Annotated in this window: 20 protein-coding genes and 1 pseudogene; all 21 read right to left on the reverse strand. The window is 62.4% G+C overall.

The genetic code is table 11. From position 1 onward, the window contains the following. Nucleotides 1-7: 7 nt before the first annotated feature. Nucleotides 8-550 (reverse strand): 50S ribosomal protein L5, encoded by a 543-nt coding sequence (gene rplE / locus HOP03_01870; GenBank protein NOT86915.1) that lies wholly within the window; start codon nucleotides 548-550, stop codon nucleotides 8-10. A gap of 11 nt (nucleotides 551-561) precedes the next feature. Continuing rightward, nucleotides 562-876, reverse strand: coding sequence for a 50S ribosomal protein L24 (rplX, locus tag HOP03_01875; protein ID NOT86916.1), 315 nt, complete (start codon nucleotides 874-876; stop codon nucleotides 562-564). Between the two features lie 14 nt (nucleotides 877-890). Then, the gene (gene rplN, locus HOP03_01880) at nucleotides 891-1,259 is read right to left on the reverse strand and encodes a 50S ribosomal protein L14 (protein NOT86917.1); all 369 of its coding nucleotides are present in this window, start codon (nucleotides 1,257-1,259) and stop codon (nucleotides 891-893) included. Between the two features lie 16 nt (nucleotides 1,260-1,275). Next, nucleotides 1,276-1,554: a 30S ribosomal protein S17 gene (rpsQ, locus tag HOP03_01885; GenBank protein NOT86918.1), complete on the reverse strand. Its 279-nt coding sequence runs from the start codon at nucleotides 1,552-1,554 to the stop codon at nucleotides 1,276-1,278. A gap of 12 nt (nucleotides 1,555-1,566) precedes the next feature. After that, complete coding sequence (gene rpmC / locus HOP03_01890; protein NOT86919.1) at nucleotides 1,567-1,752, reverse strand: 50S ribosomal protein L29; 186 nt, start codon at nucleotides 1,750-1,752, stop codon at nucleotides 1,567-1,569. Further along, nucleotides 1,752-2,165: a 50S ribosomal protein L16 gene (gene rplP / locus HOP03_01895; protein ID NOT86920.1), complete on the reverse strand. Its 414-nt coding sequence runs from the start codon at nucleotides 2,163-2,165 to the stop codon at nucleotides 1,752-1,754. Before rplP ends, rpmC begins: the two co-directional genes overlap by 1 nt. Nucleotides 2,166-2,167: 2 nt before the next feature. Continuing rightward, complete coding sequence (rpsC, locus tag HOP03_01900) at nucleotides 2,168-2,917, reverse strand: 30S ribosomal protein S3 (protein NOT86921.1); 750 nt, start codon at nucleotides 2,915-2,917, stop codon at nucleotides 2,168-2,170. A gap of 2 nt (nucleotides 2,918-2,919) precedes the next feature. Beyond that, nucleotides 2,920-3,276, reverse strand: coding sequence for a 50S ribosomal protein L22 (gene rplV / locus HOP03_01905; GenBank protein ID NOT86922.1), 357 nt, complete (start codon nucleotides 3,274-3,276; stop codon nucleotides 2,920-2,922). Between the two features lie 3 nt (nucleotides 3,277-3,279). Continuing rightward, a complete protein-coding gene (gene rpsS / locus HOP03_01910) occupies nucleotides 3,280-3,546 on the reverse strand; it encodes a 30S ribosomal protein S19 (protein NOT86923.1) in 267 nt (88 codons plus the stop codon). Between the two features lie 6 nt (nucleotides 3,547-3,552). Continuing rightward, the gene (gene rplB, locus HOP03_01915; protein ID NOT86924.1) at nucleotides 3,553-4,380 is read right to left on the reverse strand and encodes a 50S ribosomal protein L2; all 828 of its coding nucleotides are present in this window, start codon (nucleotides 4,378-4,380) and stop codon (nucleotides 3,553-3,555) included. A gap of 10 nt (nucleotides 4,381-4,390) precedes the next feature. Next, nucleotides 4,391-4,690, reverse strand: a complete 300-nt coding sequence (gene rplW / locus HOP03_01920) for a 50S ribosomal protein L23 (GenBank protein NOT86925.1) — start codon at nucleotides 4,688-4,690, stop codon at nucleotides 4,391-4,393. Continuing rightward, a complete protein-coding gene (rplD, locus tag HOP03_01925; protein NOT86926.1) occupies nucleotides 4,687-5,292 on the reverse strand; it encodes a 50S ribosomal protein L4 in 606 nt (201 codons plus the stop codon). Before rplD ends, rplW begins: the two co-directional genes overlap by 4 nt. A gap of 11 nt (nucleotides 5,293-5,303) precedes the next feature. Continuing rightward, entirely contained in the window at nucleotides 5,304-5,954 is a 651-nt protein-coding gene (rplC, locus tag HOP03_01930) for a 50S ribosomal protein L3 (protein NOT86927.1), read from the reverse strand. A 10-nt stretch (nucleotides 5,955-5,964) separates the two neighbouring features. Then, a complete protein-coding gene (gene rpsJ, locus HOP03_01935; GenBank protein ID NOT86928.1) occupies nucleotides 5,965-6,276 on the reverse strand; it encodes a 30S ribosomal protein S10 in 312 nt (103 codons plus the stop codon). Nucleotides 6,277-6,807: 531 nt separating this feature from the next. Beyond that, complete coding sequence (tuf, locus tag HOP03_01940; GenBank protein NOT86929.1) at nucleotides 6,808-7,998, reverse strand: elongation factor Tu; 1,191 nt, start codon at nucleotides 7,996-7,998, stop codon at nucleotides 6,808-6,810. Between the two features lie 78 nt (nucleotides 7,999-8,076). Next, a complete protein-coding gene (gene fusA / locus HOP03_01945; protein NOT86930.1) occupies nucleotides 8,077-10,194 on the reverse strand; it encodes an elongation factor G in 2,118 nt (705 codons plus the stop codon). A 228-nt stretch (nucleotides 10,195-10,422) separates the two neighbouring features. After that, nucleotides 10,423-10,890, reverse strand: a complete 468-nt coding sequence (gene rpsG / locus HOP03_01950) for a 30S ribosomal protein S7 (GenBank protein NOT86931.1) — start codon at nucleotides 10,888-10,890, stop codon at nucleotides 10,423-10,425. Between the two features lie 95 nt (nucleotides 10,891-10,985). Then, nucleotides 10,986-11,360 (reverse strand): 30S ribosomal protein S12, encoded by a 375-nt coding sequence (rpsL, locus tag HOP03_01955; protein ID NOT86932.1) that lies wholly within the window; start codon nucleotides 11,358-11,360, stop codon nucleotides 10,986-10,988. Nucleotides 11,361-11,797: 437 nt separating this feature from the next. Next, nucleotides 11,798-15,955: pseudogene (gene rpoC / locus HOP03_01960) on the reverse strand (DNA-directed RNA polymerase subunit beta'). A 124-nt stretch (nucleotides 15,956-16,079) separates the two neighbouring features. Beyond that, a complete protein-coding gene (gene rpoB / locus HOP03_01965; GenBank protein ID NOT86933.1) occupies nucleotides 16,080-20,249 on the reverse strand; it encodes a DNA-directed RNA polymerase subunit beta in 4,170 nt (1,389 codons plus the stop codon). Between the two features lie 358 nt (nucleotides 20,250-20,607). Then, complete coding sequence (gene rplL / locus HOP03_01970) at nucleotides 20,608-20,979, reverse strand: 50S ribosomal protein L7/L12 (GenBank protein NOT86934.1); 372 nt, start codon at nucleotides 20,977-20,979, stop codon at nucleotides 20,608-20,610. Nucleotides 20,980-21,035 lie beyond the last annotated feature (56 nt).

Here is a 21,035-nt window from a genome sequence, read left to right on the forward strand (position 1 = left end):
CCTGGAATCAGTTGCGGAACGGGAAGCGGAAGGCTTCCAGCAAAGCCTTCGCTTCAGCGTCGGTCTTCGCGGTGGTGGTGATGGCGATATCCATGCCGCGAACCGCGTCGACGGCGTCGAAATCGATTTCCGGGAAGATGATCTGTTCCTTCACACCCATGTTGTAGTTGCCGCGGCCATCGAACGCGCGGCCCGACACGCCACGGAAGTCGCGGACGCGCGGCAGCGAGATGTTCACCAGGCGATCGAGGAACTCGTACATCTTGGCGCGACGCAGCGTGGTCTTGCAGCCGATCGGCCAACCATCGCGGATCTTGAAGGACGCGACCGAGACGCGAGCCTTGGTGACCACCGGCTTCTGGCCGGAGATCTTCGCCATATCGGCGACCGCGTTCTCGAGCACTTTCTTGTTCGCCGCTGCTTCGCCCACGCCCATGTTGAGCGTGATCTTCACCAGCTTCGGCACCTGCATCGGATTGGTGTAACCGAACTGCTTCATCAGCTTCGGCACCACTTCATCCTTGTAGAACTGTTCCAGACGTGTCGTCATTTTTGCATTCCTCAGGCGTCAACCGCCTCACCGCTGGAGCGGAACACACGCAGTTTGCGTCCATCCTCCAGCTCTTTGATACCGATGCGCTCGCCCTTGCCTGAGGCCGGGTTGAACAGCATGACGTTGGAAATATGGATCGAAGCTTCGCGCTCGATCACGCCGCCGGGCTGACCCGCTTGCGGGTTCGGCTTTGTGTGGCGCTTGATGATGTTGATGTTGGCAACGACCACGCGGTCGCCGGCAACGCTCATGACATCACCCTGCTTGCCCTTGTCCTTGCCTGCGGTGACGACCACACGGTCGCCCTTTTTGATGCGATTCATGTCTATTCCTCCGCTCAGAGCACTTCGGGCGCGAGCGAGACGATCTTCATGAACTTCTCGGAACGCAGCTCGCGCGTTACCGGTCCGAAGATACGTGTGCCGATCGGTTCATGTTTGTTGTTCAACAGCACTGCAGCGTTGGTGTCGAAGCGGATCAGCGATCCGTCGGCACGACGCACGCCCTTGCGGGTGCGCACCACAACGGCGTTGTACACCTCGCCCTTCTTGACCTTGCCGCGCGGGATGGCGTCCTTGATCGACACCTTGATGATGTCGCCAATGTGGGCGTAGCGGCGCTTTGAACCGCCAAGCACCTTGATACACATCACTTCTTTGGCGCCGGAATTGTCAGCCACTTCGAGATGGCTCTGCATCTGGATCATGATTCAGCCTCCTCGGTTATTCGGCTGCACGTTCGACGATTTCGACGACGCGCCAGTTCTTGGTTTTCGACATCGGGGCGCACTCGGCGACACGTACCACATCGCCTTCCTTGCAGCTGTTCTCTGCGTCGTGGGCGTGCAGCTTGGTCGACCGGCGGATGTACTTGCCGTACAGCTCATGCTTGACCTGGCGTTCGACCAGCACAGTGACGGTTTTATCCATCTTGTTGCTGACAACACGGCCCTGCACAGTGCGCTGCTTCTTTTCGGTATCCGGCTTGATTTCAATATTCATGGTCGTCGGTCCTTACTTCTTCATACCGAGCAACATGTTGACGCGGGCGATTTCACGGCGCACGCGACGAATGTCGTGGGTCTTGGCGAGCTGGCCGGTCGCTTTCTGCATGCGGAGCGAGAAACGCTCTTTCTGCAGATCGAGCAGGTGGCTCTTCAGCTCATCGGCCGACTTGGCACGGAGTTGTTTGAGTTCCATCAGCGCACCGTCCGGGTCACGAAAGTGGTGGTGACCGAGAGCTTGGCGGCGGCGAGACGGAAAGCCTCGCGCGCGGTCGCCTCGTCGACGCCCTCGATCTCGTAGATCATGCGGCCGGGCTGGATCTGCGCGACCCAGTACTCGACGTTGCCCTTACCGGAGCCCATGCGGACTTCGATCGGCTTCTGCGTGATCGGCTTGTCGGGAAACACGCGGATCCACATCTTGCCGCCGCGCTTGACGTAGCGGCTGATGGTCCGACGCGCGGCTTCGATTTGACGGGCGGTCAGACGGCCGGTCGCGGTCGCCTTCAGGCCGTACTGGCCGAAGCTGACCGCATTTGCGCTCCAGCTCAGACCGTCGTTACGGCCTTTGAAGAGCTTGCGGTATTTGGTTCGCTTGGGTTGCAACATGATTAGTCCCTCGCCTCGCGATCACGACGCGGGCCACGCGGGCGGTCGCGATCATTGCGGTCGTTACGATCGCCACGCTCGCCGCGCGGAGAATCGTCTTGCTTCTCCTGGCCGACTTGGGAGAAATCGAAGATCTCGCCCTTGTAGATCCAGGTCTTGATGCCGATGACGCCGTAGGTGGTATGCGCTTCGGCAAAACCATAATCGACGTCCGCGCGCAGGGTGTGCAGCGGCACGCGGCCTTCGCGATACCACTCCGAACGGGCGATTTCGGCGCCGTTGAGGCGGCCAGCGACATTGACCTTGATGCCGAGCGCGCCGAGTCGGATCGCGTTGCCTACAGCGCGCTTCATCGCACGACGGAACATGATGCGGCGCTCGAGCTGCTGAGCGATCGATTCGGCCACCAGCTGCGCATCGAGCTCAGGCTTGCGGACTTCGGTGACGTTGATGTGCGCGGGAACGCCCATCACATCGCTGATTTCCTTGCGCAATTTCTCGATATCTTCGCCGCGCTTGCCGATCACCACGCCTGGGCGGGCGGTGTGCACGGTCACGCGCGCGGTCTTGTTCGGACGCTCGATCAGGATCTTGCTGATTCCGGCAGCGGCGAGTTTCTTGCGCAGCATTTCGCGAACCTTGAGGTCTGCGGCCAGAAAACCGGCGAATTCCTTCTTGCCCGCGTACCACTTCGAATTCCAATCCTTGGAAATGCCGAGGCGGATACCGGTCGGATGTACTTTGTGGCCCATACTTATTTGCCCTCGCCCACGACCACGGTGATGTGGCTGGTGCGCTTCAGAATGCGGGTTCCGCGGCCTTTGGCGCGGGCCATGAAACGCTTCAGCATCGGACCTTCATCGACCATGATGGCCTTGACCTTCAGCAGGTCGATGTCGGCGCCTTGGTTGTTCTCGGCATTCGCGATCGCCGATTCCACGACCTTGCGGATCATGGCGGCAGCCTTCTTGTCCGAGAACCGGAGCAGGTTGACGGCACGCTCGGCGGAGAGGCCACGGACCTGGTCGGCGACCAGTCGGGCTTTCTGCGGAGAGATGCGGGCTGTACGCAGGATCGCTTTCGCGTCGTTGCTATTGTTGATGGTCGCCATGTCTTACTTGCCCTTCTTGTCGCCGCCGTGACCCTTGAAGGTCCGGGTGAGCGCGAACTCGCCGAGCTTGTGACCGACCATGTTCTCGTTGACCAGCACCGGCACGTGATTCTTGCCGTTGTGCACGGCGATCGTGAACCCGATCATTTCCGGCAGGATGGTGGAACGACGCGACCAGGTCTTGATCGGCTTCTTGTTGTTGCCCGCAGTCTCCACCTTCTTGATGAGATGGTGGTCGATGAACGGACCCTTCTTGAGTGAACGTGCCATGGTCGATTAGCTCCTGCGGTCGCGCACGATGAACTTCTGCGTGCGCTTGTTCTTGCGGGTCTTGTAACCCTTGGTCGGGACACCCCAGGGAGTGACCGGATGCGGGTTACCTTGGCCGGCCTTCGCCTCGCCGCCACCGTGCGGATGGTCGACCGGGTTCATGGCCGCGCCGCGAACGGTCGGCTTGATGCCGCGCCAGCGCTTGGCACCGGCCTTGCCGAGTTTCTCGAGGTTGTGCTCGGTGTTGCCGACTTCGCCGATGGTGGCGCAGCATTCGGCAGGCACCTTGCGCATTTCGCCCGAACGCAGGCGGAGCATCGCGTAAATACCTTCGCGGGCGACCAACTGGACGCCAGCACCGGCGGCGCGGGCGATCTGCGCGCCCTTGCCCGGCTTCATTTCGATGCAATGCACGGTCGAACCAACCGGAATATTGCGCAGCGGCAACGTATTGCCGGGTTTGATCGGCGCATCGTTGCCCGCGATCACCTGATCGCCGGCCTTCAGGCCCTTCGGCGCGATGATGTAGCGGCGCTCGCCATCGACATAGCACAGCAGCGCGATGTGCGCGGTGCGGTTGGGATCGTATTCGATCCGTTCGACCTTCGCCGCAATGCCGACCTTGTCGCGCTTGAAGTCGATGATGCGGTAGTGCTGCTTGTGGCCACCGCCGATATGGCGGGTGGTGATGCGACCATGGTGGTTACGACCACCGGTCTTGCCCTGCTTCTCGACCAGCGCGGCATGCGGCGCGCCTTTGTGCAGGCCCGGCGTGACCACGCGGACAGCACTACGGCGGCCGGGAGAAGTGGGGTTGAATGTCATCAATGGCATCGGTGAGTCCTCAGACCTTGACCGTGGTGACGTCGATCGACTGGCCTTCGGCCAGCGTCACGTAGGCTTTGCGCCAGTCGCCACGGCGACCGTTACGGTTACGGAAAGCCTTGTTCTTGCCCTTCACATTGAGCACGTTGACCGACTCGACTTTCACGTCGAAAAGCTTTTCGACGGCAATCTTGATATCGGCCTTGGTAGCGTCTGTGGCGACTTCGAACGCGTACTGATTGGAAGTTTCCTGGGCGCGAACGGTCTTTTCGGACACGCGCGGCGCACGGATCACGCTATAGAGCTTGGCGTCGTTCATGCCAGCCACTCCTCGATCTTCTTGACCGCATCGGCGGTCATCAGGACGCTGTCAGCGCCGACCAGCGCAACCGGATCCAGACCCTGGACATCGCGCACCTGCACGTACGGCAGATTGCGGGCGGACAGGAACAGGTTCTCGGATGCGTCTTCGGTGACGATCAGCGGACGCTTGCCGAGCTCGAAACCCTTGAGCTTCTCGATCAGCCCACTGGTCTTCGGGCCGTCGATATCGAAAGACTCGACGATCGTGATCCGACCCTGACGATTCAGCTCGGACAGAATCGCGGCGATCGCGGCGCGATACATCTTGCGATTGACCTTCTGCGCGAAGCTGCGCGGCTTCGCCGCGAACGCGCGGCCACCGCCGACGAAGATCGGAGCAGTCAGCGCGCCATGACGTGCGCCGCCGCCTTTCTGCTTCTTCGACTTCTTGGTGGTGCCGTTGACTTCGGCGCGGGTTTTCTGCGCCTTGGTCCCGGCGCGACCGGCATTGCGATAGGCGACCACGACCTGATGCACGAGGTCATGACTGAATTCGCGGCCGAAAACGGCGTCAGAGACCGAGACGGTCTTACTGCTGTTGTTGATGGCGAGTTCCATTGTCGTCTCCCTTACTTCGTCGTCGGACGGACAATGACGTCGCCGCCCGGAGCGCCCGGGACCGCGCCCTTGATCGCGATCAGGCCGCGCTCGGCGTCGACCTTGACCACTTCAAGACGCTGCGTCGTCTGCTGCTCGGCGCCCATGTGGCCGGACATCTTCTTACCCGGAAACACGCGGCCCGGCGTCTGGCGCTGGCCGATGGAGCCGGGCGAGCGATGCGACAGCGAGTTGCCGTGCGTCGCGTCGCCCATGGTGAAGTTCCAGCGCTTGATCGTGCCCTGGAAACCTTTGCCCTTGGTGATGCCCTGCACGTCAACGATCTGGCCGACCTCGAAGATGTCGGCCTTGATTTCGCCGCCTACCTGGAAGTCGCCGATCTTGTCGGCTTCGACGCGCAGCTCCCACAGGCCGCGGCCAGCTTCAACCTTCGCCTTGGCGAGGTGACCAGCTTCCGGCTTGTTGATCAGCGCAGCGCGCTTGACGCCGGCGGTGATCTGCACGGCGCTGTAGCCGTCGGATTCCGTGGTCTTGATCTGGACGATACGATTCGGCGTGGCTTCGATCAGTGTCACCGGGATGGACTTGCCGTCTTCGGTGAACAGTCGGCTCATGCCGGCCTTGCGGCCGACGATGCCCAACGAATATTTCTTCGCGGTCATGGTGGCGGCCTCAGGTCAATTTGATCTGGACGTCGACGCCAGCCGCGAGCTCGAGCTTCATCAGCGCGTCCACGGTCTTGTCGTTGGGGTCGACGATATCGAGCACGCGCTTGTGCGTGCGGGTTTCGTACTGGTCACGCGCGTCCTTGTCGACGTGCGGGGACACCAGGACGGTATAGCGTTCGATCTTGGTCGGAAGCGGAATCGGGCCGCGCACTTGTGCGCCGGTCCGCTTCGCTGTCTCGACGATCTCACTGGCCGAACGATCGATCAGACGATGATCGAATGCTTTCAGCCGGATCCGGATCTTTTGGTCCGCCATGACGGAATTCCTCGTAGAAAGAGCGACAGGCCCGACGGCTAGGTGCGTCGAACCCCGTTGTTTTTATCGAAACAGCTGCAAACATCGAACTATAAGTGCTTGAAAATCTTCAAATTTCAAGGAGGCAATGACCTCCGAAAACTTATCCGAATCTCAAAAAAAAGCAGACCGGTTAACCGGTCCGCCAGAGAGGGAATCGAGGACGCGACTACATGCCCCTGCCGCAGTTGCCCCGAGTATTCTCGGAGCGGGCGGGGGCGATGCCGTTGCGACGTTTCCCTGTCCGGCGAAGACGAAGCGCATCCAGCACTTCATTTCGCTTATCCGCGAACCGCCCGAGGGCAATTCGCGAAGTGGTCTTGCATTATAGAGGGGCTACAGCCGAGCTTGCAAGCCATCGACACCCTCTTTTTTGTTCCGGCTTGGACCGGTCCCGAGAATCCGGCCCGTCCCTGAAGTTGAAGCAGACGGACCCTCGCCTTCGTGGGGGCGAGGATCCGGTAAACCCGCGCCCTCGCGCAGGTCAAACCATCACTTGATGATCTTGGCGACGACGCCAGCGCCGACCGTACGGCCACCCTCGCGAATCGCGAAACGCAGACCTTCGTCCATCGCCACCGGGTTGATCAGGCTCACCACCATCTTCACGTTGTCGCCAGGCATCACCATCTCCACGCCTTCCGGAAGCTCGCAAGCACCCGTGATGTCGGTCGTGCGGAAGTAGAACTGCGGACGGTAACCCTTGAAGAACGGCGTATGACGGCCACCCTCGTCCTTCGACAGCACATACACCTCGGCCTCGAAGTCCGTGTGCGGCTTGATCGAACCGGGCTTGCACAGCACCTGGCCACGCTCCACGTCGTCGCGCTTCGTGCCGCGCAGCAGGCAGCCGACGTTGTCGCCGGCCTCGCCGCTGTCCAGCAGCTTGCGGAACATCTCCACGCCCGTCACCGTCGTCTTCTGCGTCGGACGAATACCCACGATCTCGATTTCGTCGCCCACCTTCACGATGCCGCGCTCGATACGACCCGTCACCACCGTGCCGCGACCCGAAATCGAGAACACGTCTTCCACCGGCATCAGGAACGCCTTGTCGATGTCGCGCTCCGGCTGCGGAATCCACGTGTCCAGCGCTTCCACCAGCTTCAGGATCGACGGAACGCCAATCTCGCTCTGGTCGCCTTCCAGCGCCGAACGCGCCGAACCGGTCACGATCGGGGTGTCGTCGCCCGGAAACTCGTACTTGCTCAGCAGCTCGCGCACTTCCATCTCGACCAGCTCAAGCAGCTCCGCGTCGTCCACCAGGTCCGCCTTGTTCAGGTAGACGATGATGTACGGCACACCGACCTGACGGGCCAGCAGAATGTGCTCGCGCGTCTGCGGCATCGGACCGTCCGCCGCCGAACACACCAGGATCGCGCCGTCCATCTGCGCCGCACCCGTGATCATGTTCTTCACGTAGTCCGCATGGCCCGGGCAATCCACGTGCGCGTAGTGACGGTTCGGGCTCTCGTATTCCACGTGCGCCGTCGAAATCGTGATACCGCGCGCCTTCTCTTCCGGCGCCGCGTCGATCTGGTCGTATGCCTTGAACTCGCCACCGAAACGTTCCGCGCCGATCTTCGTCAGCGCCGCCGTCAGCGTCGTCTTGCCGTGGTCAACGTGACCGATCGTGCCCACGTTCACGTGCGGCTTGGTGCGCTCGAACTTACCCTTTGCCATGATGTCTCTCTCTTTATCTGGATGCTTGAATGATCTGAAATGCTGTGGAAAGCGAGGCCAGCCTCAGCCGGCCTCGACTCAGCTCTTCTTGATGATCGAATCGGCGATGTTGGTCGGCGCTTCGGCGTAGTGATCGAACTCCATCGTGAAGGTCGCCCGGCCCTGGGTCAGCGAGCGGATGGTGGTCGCGTAACCGAACATTTCGCCCAGCGGCACCATGGCGTTGATGGTCTTGCCCGACGGCGTGTCATCCTGGCCCTGAAGCAGGCCGCGACGACGGCTCAAGTCGCCCATCACGTCGCCGACGTAGTCTTCCGGGGTCACCACTTCGACCTTCATGATCGGCTCCAGCAGAACCGGGTCGGCCTTGCGGAAACCTTCCTTGAACGCCATCGACGCGGCGAGCTTGAACGCCATTTCCGACGAGTCGACGTCGTGGTACGAACCGAACACCAGCTTGGCTTTCACGCCCACCACCGGGAAGCCCGCCAACGGGCCGCTGGTGATGGTTTCGCGCATGCCCTTCTCGACCGCCGGGATGAATTCCTTCGGAATCACGCCGCCGGTGATGTCGTTGATGAACAGGAAATCGTTCTTGACGTCTTCATTGGCGCGATCGGCTTCGTTCATCGGCGACAGTTCGATCACGACGTGACCGTACTGACCCTTGCCGCCCGACTGCTTGGCGTGCTTGTAGTCAGACTTCACATCCGACTTGCGGATGGTTTCGCGGTACGCCACCTGCGGCTTGCCCACATTGGCTTCGACGTTGAACTCACGCCGCATGCGGTCGACAAGGATGTCCAGGTGCAGTTCGCCCATGCCGGCGATGATGGTCTGACCGGATTCCTCGTCGGTACGCACGCGGAACGACGGATCTTCCTGGGCCAGACGGCCAAGGGCGATGCCCATCTTTTCCTGGTCGGACTTGGTCTTCGGTTCAACCGCCATCGAGATGACGGGCTCCGGGAAGATCATGCGCTCGAGGGTGATGATGTGGTCCTGCGAGCACAGGGTGTCGCCGGTGGTCACGTCTTTCAGACCGACCGCTGCGGCGATATCGCCGGCATTGACCTGCTTGATTTCTTCGCGGTTGTTGGCGTGCATCTGCAGAATACGGCCGATGCGCTCTTTCTTCGACTTGACCGGGTTGTAGACCTGGTCGCCGGAGTTGAGCGTGCCCGAGTAGACGCGGAAGAACGTCAGTGAACCGACGAATGGATCGGTCATGATCTTGAACGCCAGCGCCGAGAACGGCGCCTTGTCGTCGGCCGCGCGGGTGTCTTCCTTGTCGTTTTCGTCGATGCCGGGCACCGGCGGGCGATCAAGCGGCGACGGCAGCAGTTGCACGACGGCGTCGAGCATCGCCTGCACGCCCTTGTTCTTGAACGCGGTACCGCACAGCACGGGAACGATCTCCACGCGCAGCGTCCGGGCGCGGATGCCGAAGATGATTTCTTCTTCGGTCAACTCGCCCTCGTTGAGGTACTTGTCCATCAGCTCTTCGTTGGCCTCGGCAGCAGCCTCGACCATGAAATTGCGCGCCTCTTTGGCCTTGTCGACCAGATGCGCCGGAATATCGCCATAGGTGAAGGTGGCGCCTTTGTCTTCCATGTTCCAGATGATGGCTTTCATCTTGATGAGGTCGACCACGCCCTCGAAGCCTTCTTCCGCCCCGATCGGCACCTGCATCGGCACCGCGTACGCGCCAAGACGCGACTTCAGCTGCTCGACGACCTTGTCGAAGTTGGCACCGGTACGGTCCATCTTGTTGACGAAGGCCATGCGCGGCACGGCGTACTTGTTGGCCTGACGCCACACGGTCTCGGACTGCGGCTGGACGCCGCCGACCGCGCACAGCACGAACACCGCGCCATCCAGCACGCGCAACGAACGCTCGACTTCGATGGTGAAGTCGACGTGCCCGGGGGTGTCGATGATGTTGAAGCGGTGCTCTTCGAAGGATTTGTCCATCCCCTTCCAGAACGCCGTCGTGGCGGCGGAAGTGATGGTGATGCCGCGCTCCTGCTCCTGCTCCATCCAGTCCATCGTCGCAGCACCTTCGTGCACTTCGCCGATCTTGTGGTTGACGCCCGTGTAGAACAGGATGCGTTCGGTCGTGGTCGTCTTGCCGGCATCGATGTGCGCCATGATGCCGAAGTTGCGGTAACGCTCGATGGGAGTGGTACGGGCCACGGTGATTCTCTCGTCTGGATGCCCGGCATTCGGATTGGACGAATACACGGGCCTGAATGGCCGGACGCCGCCTTGCGGCGGCTCCGGAGTCTTGATCGCCGATGCACTGCGCTCGGTGAAGGAGCGGGCAGCATCGGAGTGGCGTCTGCGTGCTGCGGAGCAGGCGCCAGTCGAGGCGCCGTCGCCGACGCCTGCAGCGCGTGTTTGCGCGCTGCTACAGCAGTGTCATCACCAGCGGTAGTGGGCGAACGCCTTGTTCGCTTCCGCCATGCGGTGGGTTTCTTCGCGCTTCTTGATTGCGCCGCCGCGGTTTTCCGAAGCGTCGATCAGCTCGGCTGCGAGCTTGCGCGGCATCGAGTTCTCGCCACGCTTGCGCGCGGATTCGATCAGCCAGCGCATGGCCAACGCCATGCGGCGGGACGAACGCACCTCGACCGGCACCTGATAGGTGGCACCGCCGACGCGACGCGATTTCACTTCGACCGACGGGGCGACGTTGCCGAGCGCCTTTTCAACCAGTTCGAGCGAATTGGGATTCTTTTCGTTGATCACGTCCATCGCGCCGTAGACGATCTTCTCGGCGATGGACTTCTTGCCGCTCTGCATCACCATGTTGATGAAGCGGGCGATCGTTTCGCTGCCGTGCTTGGGGTCGGGCAGGACGGTACGCTGGGGAGTGGAGCCTTTACGGGACATAGTCGATTACCGGTGTGTAGGGTGGGCCCTCGGCCCACCGTTATTGCGGTGCGGTGGGCCAAGGGCCCACCCTACGGAATGCTTGCGAGCGCCGATTACGATTTCGGACGCTTGGCGCCGTACTTCGAACGGCTCTGACGACGCTTTGCGACACCGGCGGCATCGAGCGCGCCGCGCACGGTGTGGTAGCGCACGCCCGGCAGGTCCTTGACGCGACCGCCGCGGATCAGGACCACCGAGTGCTCCTGGAGGTTGTGGCCTTCGCCGCCGATGTACGAGATGACTTCGTAGCCATTGGTCAGGCGCACCTTGGCGACCTTGCGGAGCGCCGAGTTCGGCTTCTTCGGGGTCGTGGTGTAGACGCGGGTGCAGACGCCGCGACGCTGCGGGCAGTTGGCGAGCGCCGGCGAGGTGCTCTTGTAGACTTCTGGGTTGCGCGGCTTACGCACGAGCTGGTTGATCGTTGCCATCAGAGTATGGGTCGCTGGTTGGTCTATGAGCCGAGCCGCAGCACCCTGACGGATACCGCGACGACAAAAAACGCCGGCAGACCGGAATCCCGACCTGCCGACACGCTTATGCTTTGCCCGCTACGGCTTGGTGAGCCGTTGCGGTCCCGGAATCGCACGCTGCACAAGACGGCCGCGCTCCCGGACTTTCCCGCCCTCCTGGGCCGAATACGAGGCACATCCTGTAGCCTCATTTCGTGATCTGGGCGGCGAACCGCCTAAAGAGGCGCGCAGTCTACAGCAGACTGCGCGCCGATGCCAACTCAGGCGTCCGTATCGCCCTCGATCATGTCTGAAACTCCGTTGCCGGCCGTTTCTGCAGCAACACCCGCAGCGACCGCCGGCGACGGGATCACCGCCGGCGCGGGGGTCGGGGCAGGCGCAGCGGACAGCGCCGCCATTTCCGAATCGGTCAGACCCGTGGCGTTCTTGCGACGCAGGCTGTGATAAGTCAAACCGGTACCGGCCGGAATCAGACGGCCGACGATCACGTTCTCCTTCAGGCCGCGCAGCGTATCGCGGGTGCCGCGAACGGCCGCCTCGGTGAGCACGCGAGTGGTTTCCTGGAACGAGGCCGCCGAGATGAACGATTCGGTCGCCAACGAGGCCTTGGTGATGCCGAGCAGCACCGGGTCGTACTTGGCGAGGATTTCGTTCTTGCCGGCCAGGCGCGCGTTCTCTTCGATCAGGCGCTGACGCTCGACCTGTTCGCCGTGCAGGAACTTGCTGTCGCCCTGGTCGGTGATTTCGACCTTGCGCAGCATCTGACGGACGATCACTTCGATGTGCTTGTCGTTGATCTTCACGCCCTGCAGGCGGTAGACGTCCTGGATTTCCTTGGTCAGGTACGAGGCCAGCGGCTCGACGCCGAGCAGACGCAGGATGTCCTGCGGGCTGGATTCGCCGTCGACCACGGTTTCGCCCTTCTGCACGTGCTCGCCCTCGAACACGATGATCTGGCGATACTTCGGGATCAGCTCTTCGTGCTCGCTGCCATCGGTGTCCTTGATGATCAGGCGCTGCTTGCCCTTGGTGTCCTTGCCGAAGCTGACGATACCCGAGCGCTCGGCGAGCACCGCCGGATCCTTCGGCTTGCGCGCTTCGAACAGATCGGCAACGCGCGGCAGACCGCCGGTGATGTCGCGGGTCTTCGAGGCTTCCTGCGGGATCTTGGCGACCACGTCACCCACGCCGACCGGCGCGCCGTCCTGAAGGTTGACGATCGAGCGCGGCGGCAGCAGGTACTGCGCCGGCAGATCGGTACCCGGGATGGCCAGATCCTTGCCGGCCGCATCGACGATGCGGACCAGCGGACGCAGATCCTTGGCCTGGGTGCCACGACGCTTCGGGTCGGTGATTTCGCGCGAAGCCAGACCGGTGAGATCGTCGGTCTTCTCGATCACGGTCACGCCGTCGACGAAGTCGATGAAGCGGATGAAACCCTTCACTTCCGACATGATCGGATGGCTGTGGGGATCCCAGTTCGCCACGGTCTGGCCGGCCTTCACATTGCCACCGTCCTTGACGTGGATGGTCGCGCCGTAGGGCACCTTGTAACGTTCGCGCTCGCGGCCGTGGCCATCCAGCACCGACAACACACCCGAACGCGAGACCGCGACCAGATGGCCGGCGGCATGCTCGACGTGCTTGAGGTTGTTGAACTTGATCGCGCCGGTGGTCTTGACCGTGACGTTGTCGATCGAGGCCGCACCGGACACCGTACCGCCGATGTGGAAGGTACGCATCGTCAGCTGGGTGCCGGGCTCACCGATCGACTGCGCTGCGATGACGCCGACCGCTTCGCCGATATTGACGGTGTGGCCACGGGCCAGATCGCGGCCGTAGCAGAACGAGCACACGCCGAACGACGAGGAGCAGGTGATGGTCGAGCGGACCTTGATCAGCTGCACACCGGCATCTTCGAGCTTCTGTACCCAGGCTTCGTCGAGCAGCGTGTTGCGCAGGACGAACGGATCTTCGTCGTTGCCGGGCAGGAAGACGTCTTCGGCCACGATGCGGCCGAGCACGCGGTCGCGCAAGGGTTCGACCACATCGCCGCCTTCGACGATCGGGGTCATCATCAGACCTTCCGACGTGCCGCAGTCGACTTCGGTGATCACCACGTCCTGGGCCACGTCGACGAGACGACGGGTCAGATAACCGGAGTTTGCGGTCTTCAGCGCGGTATCCGCGAGGCCCTTACGGGCACCGTGGGTCGAGATGAAGTACTGCAGGACGTTCAAGCCTTCGCGGAAGTTCGCGGTGATCGGCGTTTCGATGATCGAGCCGTCCGGCTTGGCCATCAGGCCGCGCATACCGGCGAGCTGACGGATCTGCGCCTGCGAACCGCGGGCGCCGGAGTCGGCCATGATGTAGATCGAGTTCATCGACTTCTGGTCGATGGTCTCGCCCTTGGCATTCTGGACCTTCTCGGTGCCGATGGTGTCCATCATCGCCTTGGCGACGCGTTCGTTGGTGCGGGACCAGATGTCGACGACCTTGTTGTAGCGCTCACCGGCGGTGACCAGACCCGACTGGTACTGCTGCTGGATTTCCAGCACCTCGGTTTCAGCCTCTTCGAGGATGCCTTTCTTCTCGAGCGGGATGGTCATGTCGTCGATGCCGACCGACACGCCGGAGCGGGTCGCATAGGCGAAGCCGGTGTACATCAGCTTGTCGGCGAACACCACCGTATCCTTCAGGCCCAGCTGGCGGTAGCAGCTGTTGATCAGGCGGCTGATGTTCTTCTTGGTCAGCTCGGTGTTGACCAGCGCGAACGGCAAGCCGACCGGCAGGATTTCCTGCAGCAGGGCGCGACCGATCGTGGTGTCGACGATGGCGGTCTTCTGCTCGCGGACGCGCTTGCCGGTTTCGGGATCTTCACTGACCACGGTTTCGGCGATGCGGACCTTGACCTTGGCGTGCAGTTCGACCAGACGGTTGTCGTAGGCGCGCTTCACTTCGGAGATGTTCGCGAACGCCATGCCCTCGCCCGCCTTGTTCTCCAGAGCGCGGGTCATGTAATACAGACCGAGCACGACGTCCTGCGACGGCACGATGATCGGCTCGCCGTTGGCCGGCGACAGGATGTTGTTCGACGACATCATCAGCGCGCGCGCTTCGAGCTGCGCCTCAAGGCTCAGCGGAACGTGCACGGCCATCTGGTCGCCGTCGAAGTCGGCGTTGAACGCGGTACAGACAAGCGGATGCAGCTGGATGGCCTTGCCTTCGATCAACACCGGCTCGAACGCCTGGATGCCGAGACGATGCAGGGTCGGCGCACGGTTCAACAGCACCGGATGCTCGCGGATCACCTCTTCGAGGATGTCCCACACGATCGGCTCTTCGCGTTCGACCAGCTTCTTCGCCGCCTTGATGGTGGTGGCGAGGCCACGACGCTGCAGCTTGGCGAAGATGAAGGGCTTGAACAGTTCCAGCGCCATCTTCTTCGGCAGACCGCACTCGTGCAGACGCAGGGTCGGGCCGACCACGATGACAGAACGGCCGGAGTAGTCGACGCGCTTGCCGAGCAGGTTCTGGCGGAAGCGGCCCTGCTTGCCCTTGATCATGTCGGCCAAGGACTTCAGTGGGCGCTTGTTGGTACCGGTGATGGCGCGACCACGACGGCCGTTGTCCATCAGCGCATCGACCGATTCCTGCAGCATGCGCTTTTCGTTGCGCACGATGATGTCCGGCGCATTGAGTTCGAGCAGACGCTTCAGACGGTTGTTGCGGTTGATGACGCGGCGGTACAGGTCATTGAGATCGGATGTCGCGAAACGACCGCCGTCCAGCGGCACCAGCGGGCGCAGATCCGGCGGCAGCACCGGCAGCACGGTCATCACCATCCACTCCGGACGGTTGCCGGATTCGAGGAAGGCTTCGACCAGCTTGATGCGCTTGGTGAGGCGCTTGAGCTTGGTTTCCGAGCCGGTGCTGGCGATGTCTTCGCGCAGCTGGACCATTTCCGACTGCAGATCGATGGTGCGCAGCAGATCGTAGACCGCTTCGGCGCCCATCGCGGCTTCGAAATCGTCGCCGTGCTCCTGACGCGCCTGCATGAACTGTTCTTCGGTCAGCAGCATGCCGCGCTCGAGCGGGGTCAGGCCCGGCTCGGTGACCACGAAGGCCTCGAAATACAGGATGCGTTCGATATCGCGCAGCGTCATGTCCAGCATCAGACCGATGCGCGACGGCAGCGACTTGAGGAACCAGATGTGGGCGACCGGAGAAGCGAGGTCGATGTGGCCCATGCGCTCGCGACGGACGCGGGCGAGGGTCACTTCGGTGCCGCACTTCTCGCAGACCACGCCGCGGTGCTTCATGCGCTTGTACTTGCCGCACAGGCACTCGTAGTCCTTGATCGGGCCGAAGATCGCGGCGCAGAACAGACCGTCGCGTTCCGGCTTGAAGGTACGGTAGTTGATGGTTTCCGGCTTCTTGACTTCGCCGAAGGACCAGGAGCGGATCAGGTCCGGCGACGCCAACGCGATCTTGATCGCGTCGAAGTCGAGGGTCGGGCGCTGCTGGTTGAAGAGGTTGAGCAAATCTTTCATTTGATTTCTCCGGGAATCAGGAAGAGGTCATTGACGTTGGCGGCCAGCGTGTTCGTCGCCCCGGATTTCGCGGTGAATCTGATGTCGACAGATTCACCGCCTCGTCCGGAACGACCAGCCTTCGTCAGGTCTCTTCCAGCTCCATGTTGATGGCCAGCGAGCGGATTTCCTTCACGAGCACATTGAAGGATTCCGGCATGCCGGCGACCATTTCGTATTCGCCGTCGACGATGTTCTTGTACATCTGGTTGCGGCCCTGCACGTCGTCGGACTTCACCGTCAGCATTTCCTGCAGGGTGTAGGCCGCGCCGTAGGCTTCCAGCGCCCAGACTTCCATTTCGCCGAAGCGCTGACCGCCGAACTGCGCCTTGCCGCCCAGCGGCTGCTGGGTAACGAGCGAGTACGGGCCGGTCGAACGGGCGTGCATCTTGTCGTCCACGAGGTGGTTGAGCTTCAGCACGTGCATGTAGCCGACCGTGGTGTGACGATCGAACGCCTCACCGGTGCGGCCGTCGTACAGCTGGGTCTGACCGCTCATCGGCAGGTCGGCGAGTTCGAGCATGCGCTTGATCTCGGACTCGGCCGCACCGTCGAACACCGGTGTCGCCATCGGCACGCCGTCGGTGAGGTTCTGCGCCAGACGCAGCAGTTCGGCATCGCTGAACTGGGTCAGGTCGACGCGCTGCCCATGCATCTTCTGGTCGTGGTTGTAGATGTCGTCGAGGAACTTGCGCAGGTCGGCGAGCTTGGCCTGTGCATCCAGCATGCGCTGGATCTTCTGGCCGAGGCCCTTGGCGGCCCAGCCCAGATGTACTTCGAGAATCTGGCCGATGTTCATACGCGACGGCACGCCCAGCGGGTTGAGGACGATATCGACCGTCTCACCGTTGGCCATGTGCGGCATGTCTTCGACCGGCACGATGTTCGACACCACACCCTTGTTGCCGTGGCGGCCGGCCATCTTGTCGCCCGGCTGGATGCGGCGCTTCACCGCGAGGAACACCTTCACCATCTTGAGCACGCCCGGGGCGAGGTCGTCGCCCTGGGTGATCTTGCCGCGCTTGTCGGCGAAGCGGCGCTCGAATTCCTTCTGGTGCGCGTCGATCTGCTTCTGGGCGCGTTCGATCGCGTCGGCGTCCTCGTCTTCCTTCATCCGGATCGTGAACCAGTCCTTCTTGCTCAGACCATCGAGCACCAGACTGCTGACCGTGTCGCCCTTCTTCAGGCCGGGACCGCCATTGGCGATCTTGCCGAGGATCTGCGCACGCAGACGCGCGTAGATCGCCGATTCGAGGATACGGAACTGGTCGTCGAAGTCCTTCTTGACCCGGCGGATTTCCTCTTCCTCGATCTGGCGCGCGCGCTTGTCCTTCTCGATGCCGTCGCGGGTGAAGACCTGCACGTCGATGACGGTGCCGTCCATGCCCGGCGGCACGCGCAGCGAGCTGTCCTTCACGTCGGACGCCTTCTCGCCGAAGATCGCGCGCAGCAGCTTTTCTTCCGGAGTCAGCTGGCTTTCGCCCTTGGGTGTGACCTTGCCGACCAGGATGTCGCCGGCGCGGACTTCGGCACCGATGTACACCACGCCCGACTCGTCGAGACGCGACAGCGCCTGCTCGGACACGTTCGGGATGTCGGCGGTGATTTCTTCCGGACCCAGCTTCGTGTCACGCGCGACGCAGGCCATTTCTTCGATGTGGATGGTGGTGTAACGGTCTTCCTTCACCACGCGCTCGGACAGCAGGATCGAGTCTTCGAAGTTGTAGCCGTTCCACGGCATGAACGCGACCAGCATGTTCTGGCCCAGGGCCAGTTCGCCGATATCGGTCGAGGGGCCGTCGGCCAGCACGTCGCCCGGTGCGATCACGTCGCCCACGTTCACCAGCGGACGCTGGTTGATGCAGGTGTTCTGGTTCGAGCGGGTGTATTTGATCAGCGTGTAGATGTCGACGCCGGCGTCGGCCGAACCGACGATCTCGGCTTCGTTGACCTTGACCACGATGCGGCCGGCATCGATCTGTTCGATCACACCGCCACGACGCGCGTTCACGGTCACGCCCGAGTCGCGCGCCACGGCGCGCTCGATGCCGGTACCGACCAGCGGCTTCTGCGAGCGCAGGGTCGGAACCGCCTGACGCTGCATGTTCGCGCCCATCAGCGCGCGGTTCGCGTCATCGTGCTCGAGGAACGGCACCAGCGCGGCAGCGACCGACACGGTCTGCATCGGCGAGACGTCCATGAAGTGGATTTCGCTCGGCGGGCGCAGCATCGACTCGCCCTGGTAACGACAGGCGACGAACGGTGCGGTGATCTTGCCCTTGTCGTCGCGCTGGGCGTTGGCCTGGGCGATGACGTATTCGTTTTCCTCGATCGCCGAGAGGTATTCGATCTCGTCGGTCACCTGCCCGTCCACGACCTTGCGGTACGGCGTCTCGAGGAAGCCGTAACGGTTGGTGCGCGCGAACACGGCAAGCGAGTTGATCAGGCCGATGTTCGGACCTTCAGGCGTTTCGATGGTGCAGACACGGCCGTAATGGGTCGGGTGCACGTCGCGCACTTCGAAGCCGGCACGTTCGCGGGTCAGACCGCCCGGACCGAGGGCCGAGACGCGACGCTTGTGCGTGACTTCCGACAGCGGGTTGTTCTGGTCCATGAACTGCGACAACTGCGAGGAACCGAAGAATTCCTTGATCGCGGCGGCCACCGGCTTGGCGTTGATGAGTTCCTGCGGCGTGAGGCCTTCGGACTCGGCCATCGTCAGGCGCTCTTTCACCGCACGCTCGACTCGGACCAGACCGACGCGGAACACGTTCTCGGCCATTTCGCCGACCGAACGCACGCGACGGTTGCCGAGGTGATCGATATCGTCGACCACGCCGCGACCGTTGCGGATTTCGGTCAGCGTGCGGATCACATCGAGGATGTCCGACATCGCCGGGCCGCAGGCGTTGCGCAGGCGGGCGGATTCGTCGTCCTTGCGCTCGGCGAAGTACTTGTAGTCGTACAGCACGGGGCTGCCTTCCACTTCCTTGCGGCCGATGCGGCGGTTGAACTTCATCCGGCCCACGCCCGACAGGTCGTAGCGCTCGAAGGTGAAGAACAGGTTGTGGAACAGGTTCTGCGCAGCGTCCTTGGTCGGCGGCTCGCCGGGACGCATCATGCGGTAGATCTCGACCAGCGCTTCGAGCTGGGTCTTGGTCGGATCGATGCGCAGCGTATTGGAGATGTACGGGCCACGATCGAGGTCGTTCACCCACAGGGTGCCGACGGCGTCGATGCCGAACTTGCGGAACTTGTTCAGATGATCGTCGCCGATCTCGTCGTTCGCGGTCGCGATCAACTCGCCGGTGTTGGCGTCGATCACGTCGTGCGACAGGATCCGGCCCACGAGGTAGTTGTCCGGTACCGCCAGCGCAACTACGCCGGCCTGTTCGAGCTGCTTCACGTGGCGCGCGGTGATGCGCTTGCCGGCTTCGACGATGACCTTGTCGCCATCGGCGAGATCGAAGTCGAGGGTTTCGCCGCGCAGACGCTCGGGCACCAGCTCAAGCTGCACGCCTTCCGGGAGAATGTGGAAGGTGTTGATCTCGAAGAACTGCTGCAGGATTTCCTCGTTCGAGTAACCCAGCGCGCGCAGCAGAATGGTGACCGGCAGCTTGCGGCGACGGTCGATACGCGTGAACACCGCGTCCTTCGGGTCGAACTCGAAGTCCAGCCAGGAGCCGCGATACGGAATGATGCGGGCGCTGTAAAGCAGCTTGCCGGAGCTGTGGGTCTTGCCGCGGTCATGATCGAAGAACACGCCCGGCGAACGGTGCAACTGCGAGACGATGACGCGCTCGGTGCCGTTGACGATGAAGGTGCCGTTGTCGGTCATGAGCGGAATCTCGCCCATGTAGACCTCCTGCTCCTTCACGTACTTCACGGCCTTGCTCGACGATTCCTTGTCGTAGATCACCAGGCGCACGGTCACGCGCAGCGGGGCGCCGTAGCTGAGGCCGCGGTTGCGGCACTCGCGCTCGTCGAACACCGGATCGCCGAGCTTGTAGCCGACGTATTCCAGCGCTGCGTAGCCGTTGTAGCTGGTGATGGGGAACACCGACTTGAGCGCGGCATGCAGGCCGCGATCTTCGCGTCGGGTCGGCTCGGCATCGGCCTGGAGGAATTCACGATAGGAATCCACCTGGATGGCGAGCAGGAACGGCACCTCGAGAATCGAGCGGCGCTTGCCGAAGTTCTTGCGGATGCGCTTCTTCTCGGTGAACGAGTAGTTCGTCGAATGAGCTGTGGTCATGGGAGATAAGGCCTCTCAGCTTGAATGTCGTTGTCTCCGGCGCGGCATTGCAATGCACGGCTGCGGCCGGGTGGGACGGGGTTCGTGGGGAACCGTCGTCCCGGTTAAATCGCCAGTGGGAAGTCGCTGGTATTGCCGGCACCAGCACGCCTTCTCCCGCTACTTCCGACTGTCGACTCGCTTTTCTTGCGCTTGAATCTTTCGAACTGTTGGAACGGACGAAGGCCGGGAGCTTTCGCCCCCAGCCCTGGTCTGCGGTCATTCCCGCCGAAGCGGAAATCCAACAGCTTCCGTTCCGAAGCCGTTGGACCCCGGAACACCGCACGTCCGCGCGATGCCCAGGATGACTGCGTGACGCTTACTTGATTTCGACCTGCGCGCCAGCGGCTTCCAGATCTTTCTTGAACTTCGCGGCATCGTCCTTCGACACGGCATCCTTGACGGTCTGCGGAGCGCCTTCGACGAGGTCCTTCGCTTCCTTCAAGCCCAGGCCGGTGATGGCGCGGACGGCCTTGATGACCTCGACCTTCTTCTCGCCGACGGCCTTCAGGACGACGGTGAATTCGGTCTGTTCTTCGACCGGAGCCGCGTCGGCGGCCGGACCGGCCATCATCACGGGAGCCGCGGCGGTGACGCCGAACTTTTCTTCGATGGCCTTGACCAGCTCCATCACTTCCATCAGGGTCTTGCCGGCAACGGCGTCGACGATCTGTTCGTTGGTAAGAGACATTGTTGATTACCTCTGGATTTGATTTTCGGTATTGGGTTTCGCAGGCATCAGCGCCG

Source organism: Lysobacter sp., assembly GCA_013141175.1.
Lineage (GTDB): Bacteria > Pseudomonadota > Gammaproteobacteria > Xanthomonadales > Xanthomonadaceae > Lysobacter_I.

What these genes read in the sequence shown, in the direction of transcription:
- tuf (NOT86929.1), bottom strand. Translation starts at nt 7,998, where the DNA reads ATGGCAAAGGGTAAGTTCGAGCGCACCAAGCCGCACGTGAACGTGGGC.
- rplC (NOT86927.1), bottom strand. Translation starts at nt 5,954, where the DNA reads ATGACCGCGAAGAAATATTCGTTGGGCATCGTCGGCCGCAAGGCCGGC.
- rplD (NOT86926.1), bottom strand. Translation starts at nt 5,292, where the DNA reads ATGGAACTCGCCATCAACAACAGCAGTAAGACCGTCTCGGTCTCTGAC.
- rplX (NOT86916.1), bottom strand. Translation starts at nt 876, where the DNA reads ATGAATCGCATCAAAAAGGGCGACCGTGTGGTCGTCACCGCAGGCAAG.
- rpsJ (NOT86928.1), bottom strand. Translation starts at nt 6,276, where the DNA reads ATGGCGGACCAAAAGATCCGGATCCGGCTGAAAGCATTCGATCATCGT.
- rplP (NOT86920.1), bottom strand. Translation starts at nt 2,165, where the DNA reads ATGTTGCAACCCAAGCGAACCAAATACCGCAAGCTCTTCAAAGGCCGT.
- rpsS (NOT86923.1), bottom strand. Translation starts at nt 3,546, where the DNA reads ATGGCACGTTCACTCAAGAAGGGTCCGTTCATCGACCACCATCTCATC.
- rplB (NOT86924.1), bottom strand. Translation starts at nt 4,380, where the DNA reads ATGCCATTGATGACATTCAACCCCACTTCTCCCGGCCGCCGTAGTGCT.
- rpsL (NOT86932.1), bottom strand. Translation starts at nt 11,360, where the DNA reads ATGGCAACGATCAACCAGCTCGTGCGTAAGCCGCGCAACCCAGAAGTC.
- rpsG (NOT86931.1), bottom strand. Translation starts at nt 10,890, where the DNA reads ATGTCCCGTAAAGGCTCCACTCCCCAGCGTACCGTCCTGCCCGACCCC.
- rplN (NOT86917.1), bottom strand. Translation starts at nt 1,259, where the DNA reads ATGATCCAGATGCAGAGCCATCTCGAAGTGGCTGACAATTCCGGCGCC.
- rpmC (NOT86919.1), bottom strand. Translation starts at nt 1,752, where the DNA reads ATGGAACTCAAACAACTCCGTGCCAAGTCGGCCGATGAGCTGAAGAGC.
- rpsC (NOT86921.1), bottom strand. Translation starts at nt 2,917, where the DNA reads ATGGGCCACAAAGTACATCCGACCGGTATCCGCCTCGGCATTTCCAAG.
- rplL (NOT86934.1), bottom strand. Translation starts at nt 20,979, where the DNA reads ATGTCTCTTACCAACGAACAGATCGTCGACGCCGTTGCCGGCAAGACC.
- rpoB (NOT86933.1), bottom strand. Translation starts at nt 20,249, where the DNA reads ATGACCACAGCTCATTCGACGAACTACTCGTTCACCGAGAAGAAGCGC.
- rplW (NOT86925.1), bottom strand. Translation starts at nt 4,690, where the DNA reads ATGAACGACGCCAAGCTCTATAGCGTGATCCGTGCGCCGCGCGTGTCC.
- rplE (NOT86915.1), bottom strand. Translation starts at nt 550, where the DNA reads ATGACGACACGTCTGGAACAGTTCTACAAGGATGAAGTGGTGCCGAAG.
- rpsQ (NOT86918.1), bottom strand. Translation starts at nt 1,554, where the DNA reads ATGAATATTGAAATCAAGCCGGATACCGAAAAGAAGCAGCGCACTGTG.
- rplV (NOT86922.1), bottom strand. Translation starts at nt 3,276, where the DNA reads ATGGCGACCATCAACAATAGCAACGACGCGAAAGCGATCCTGCGTACA.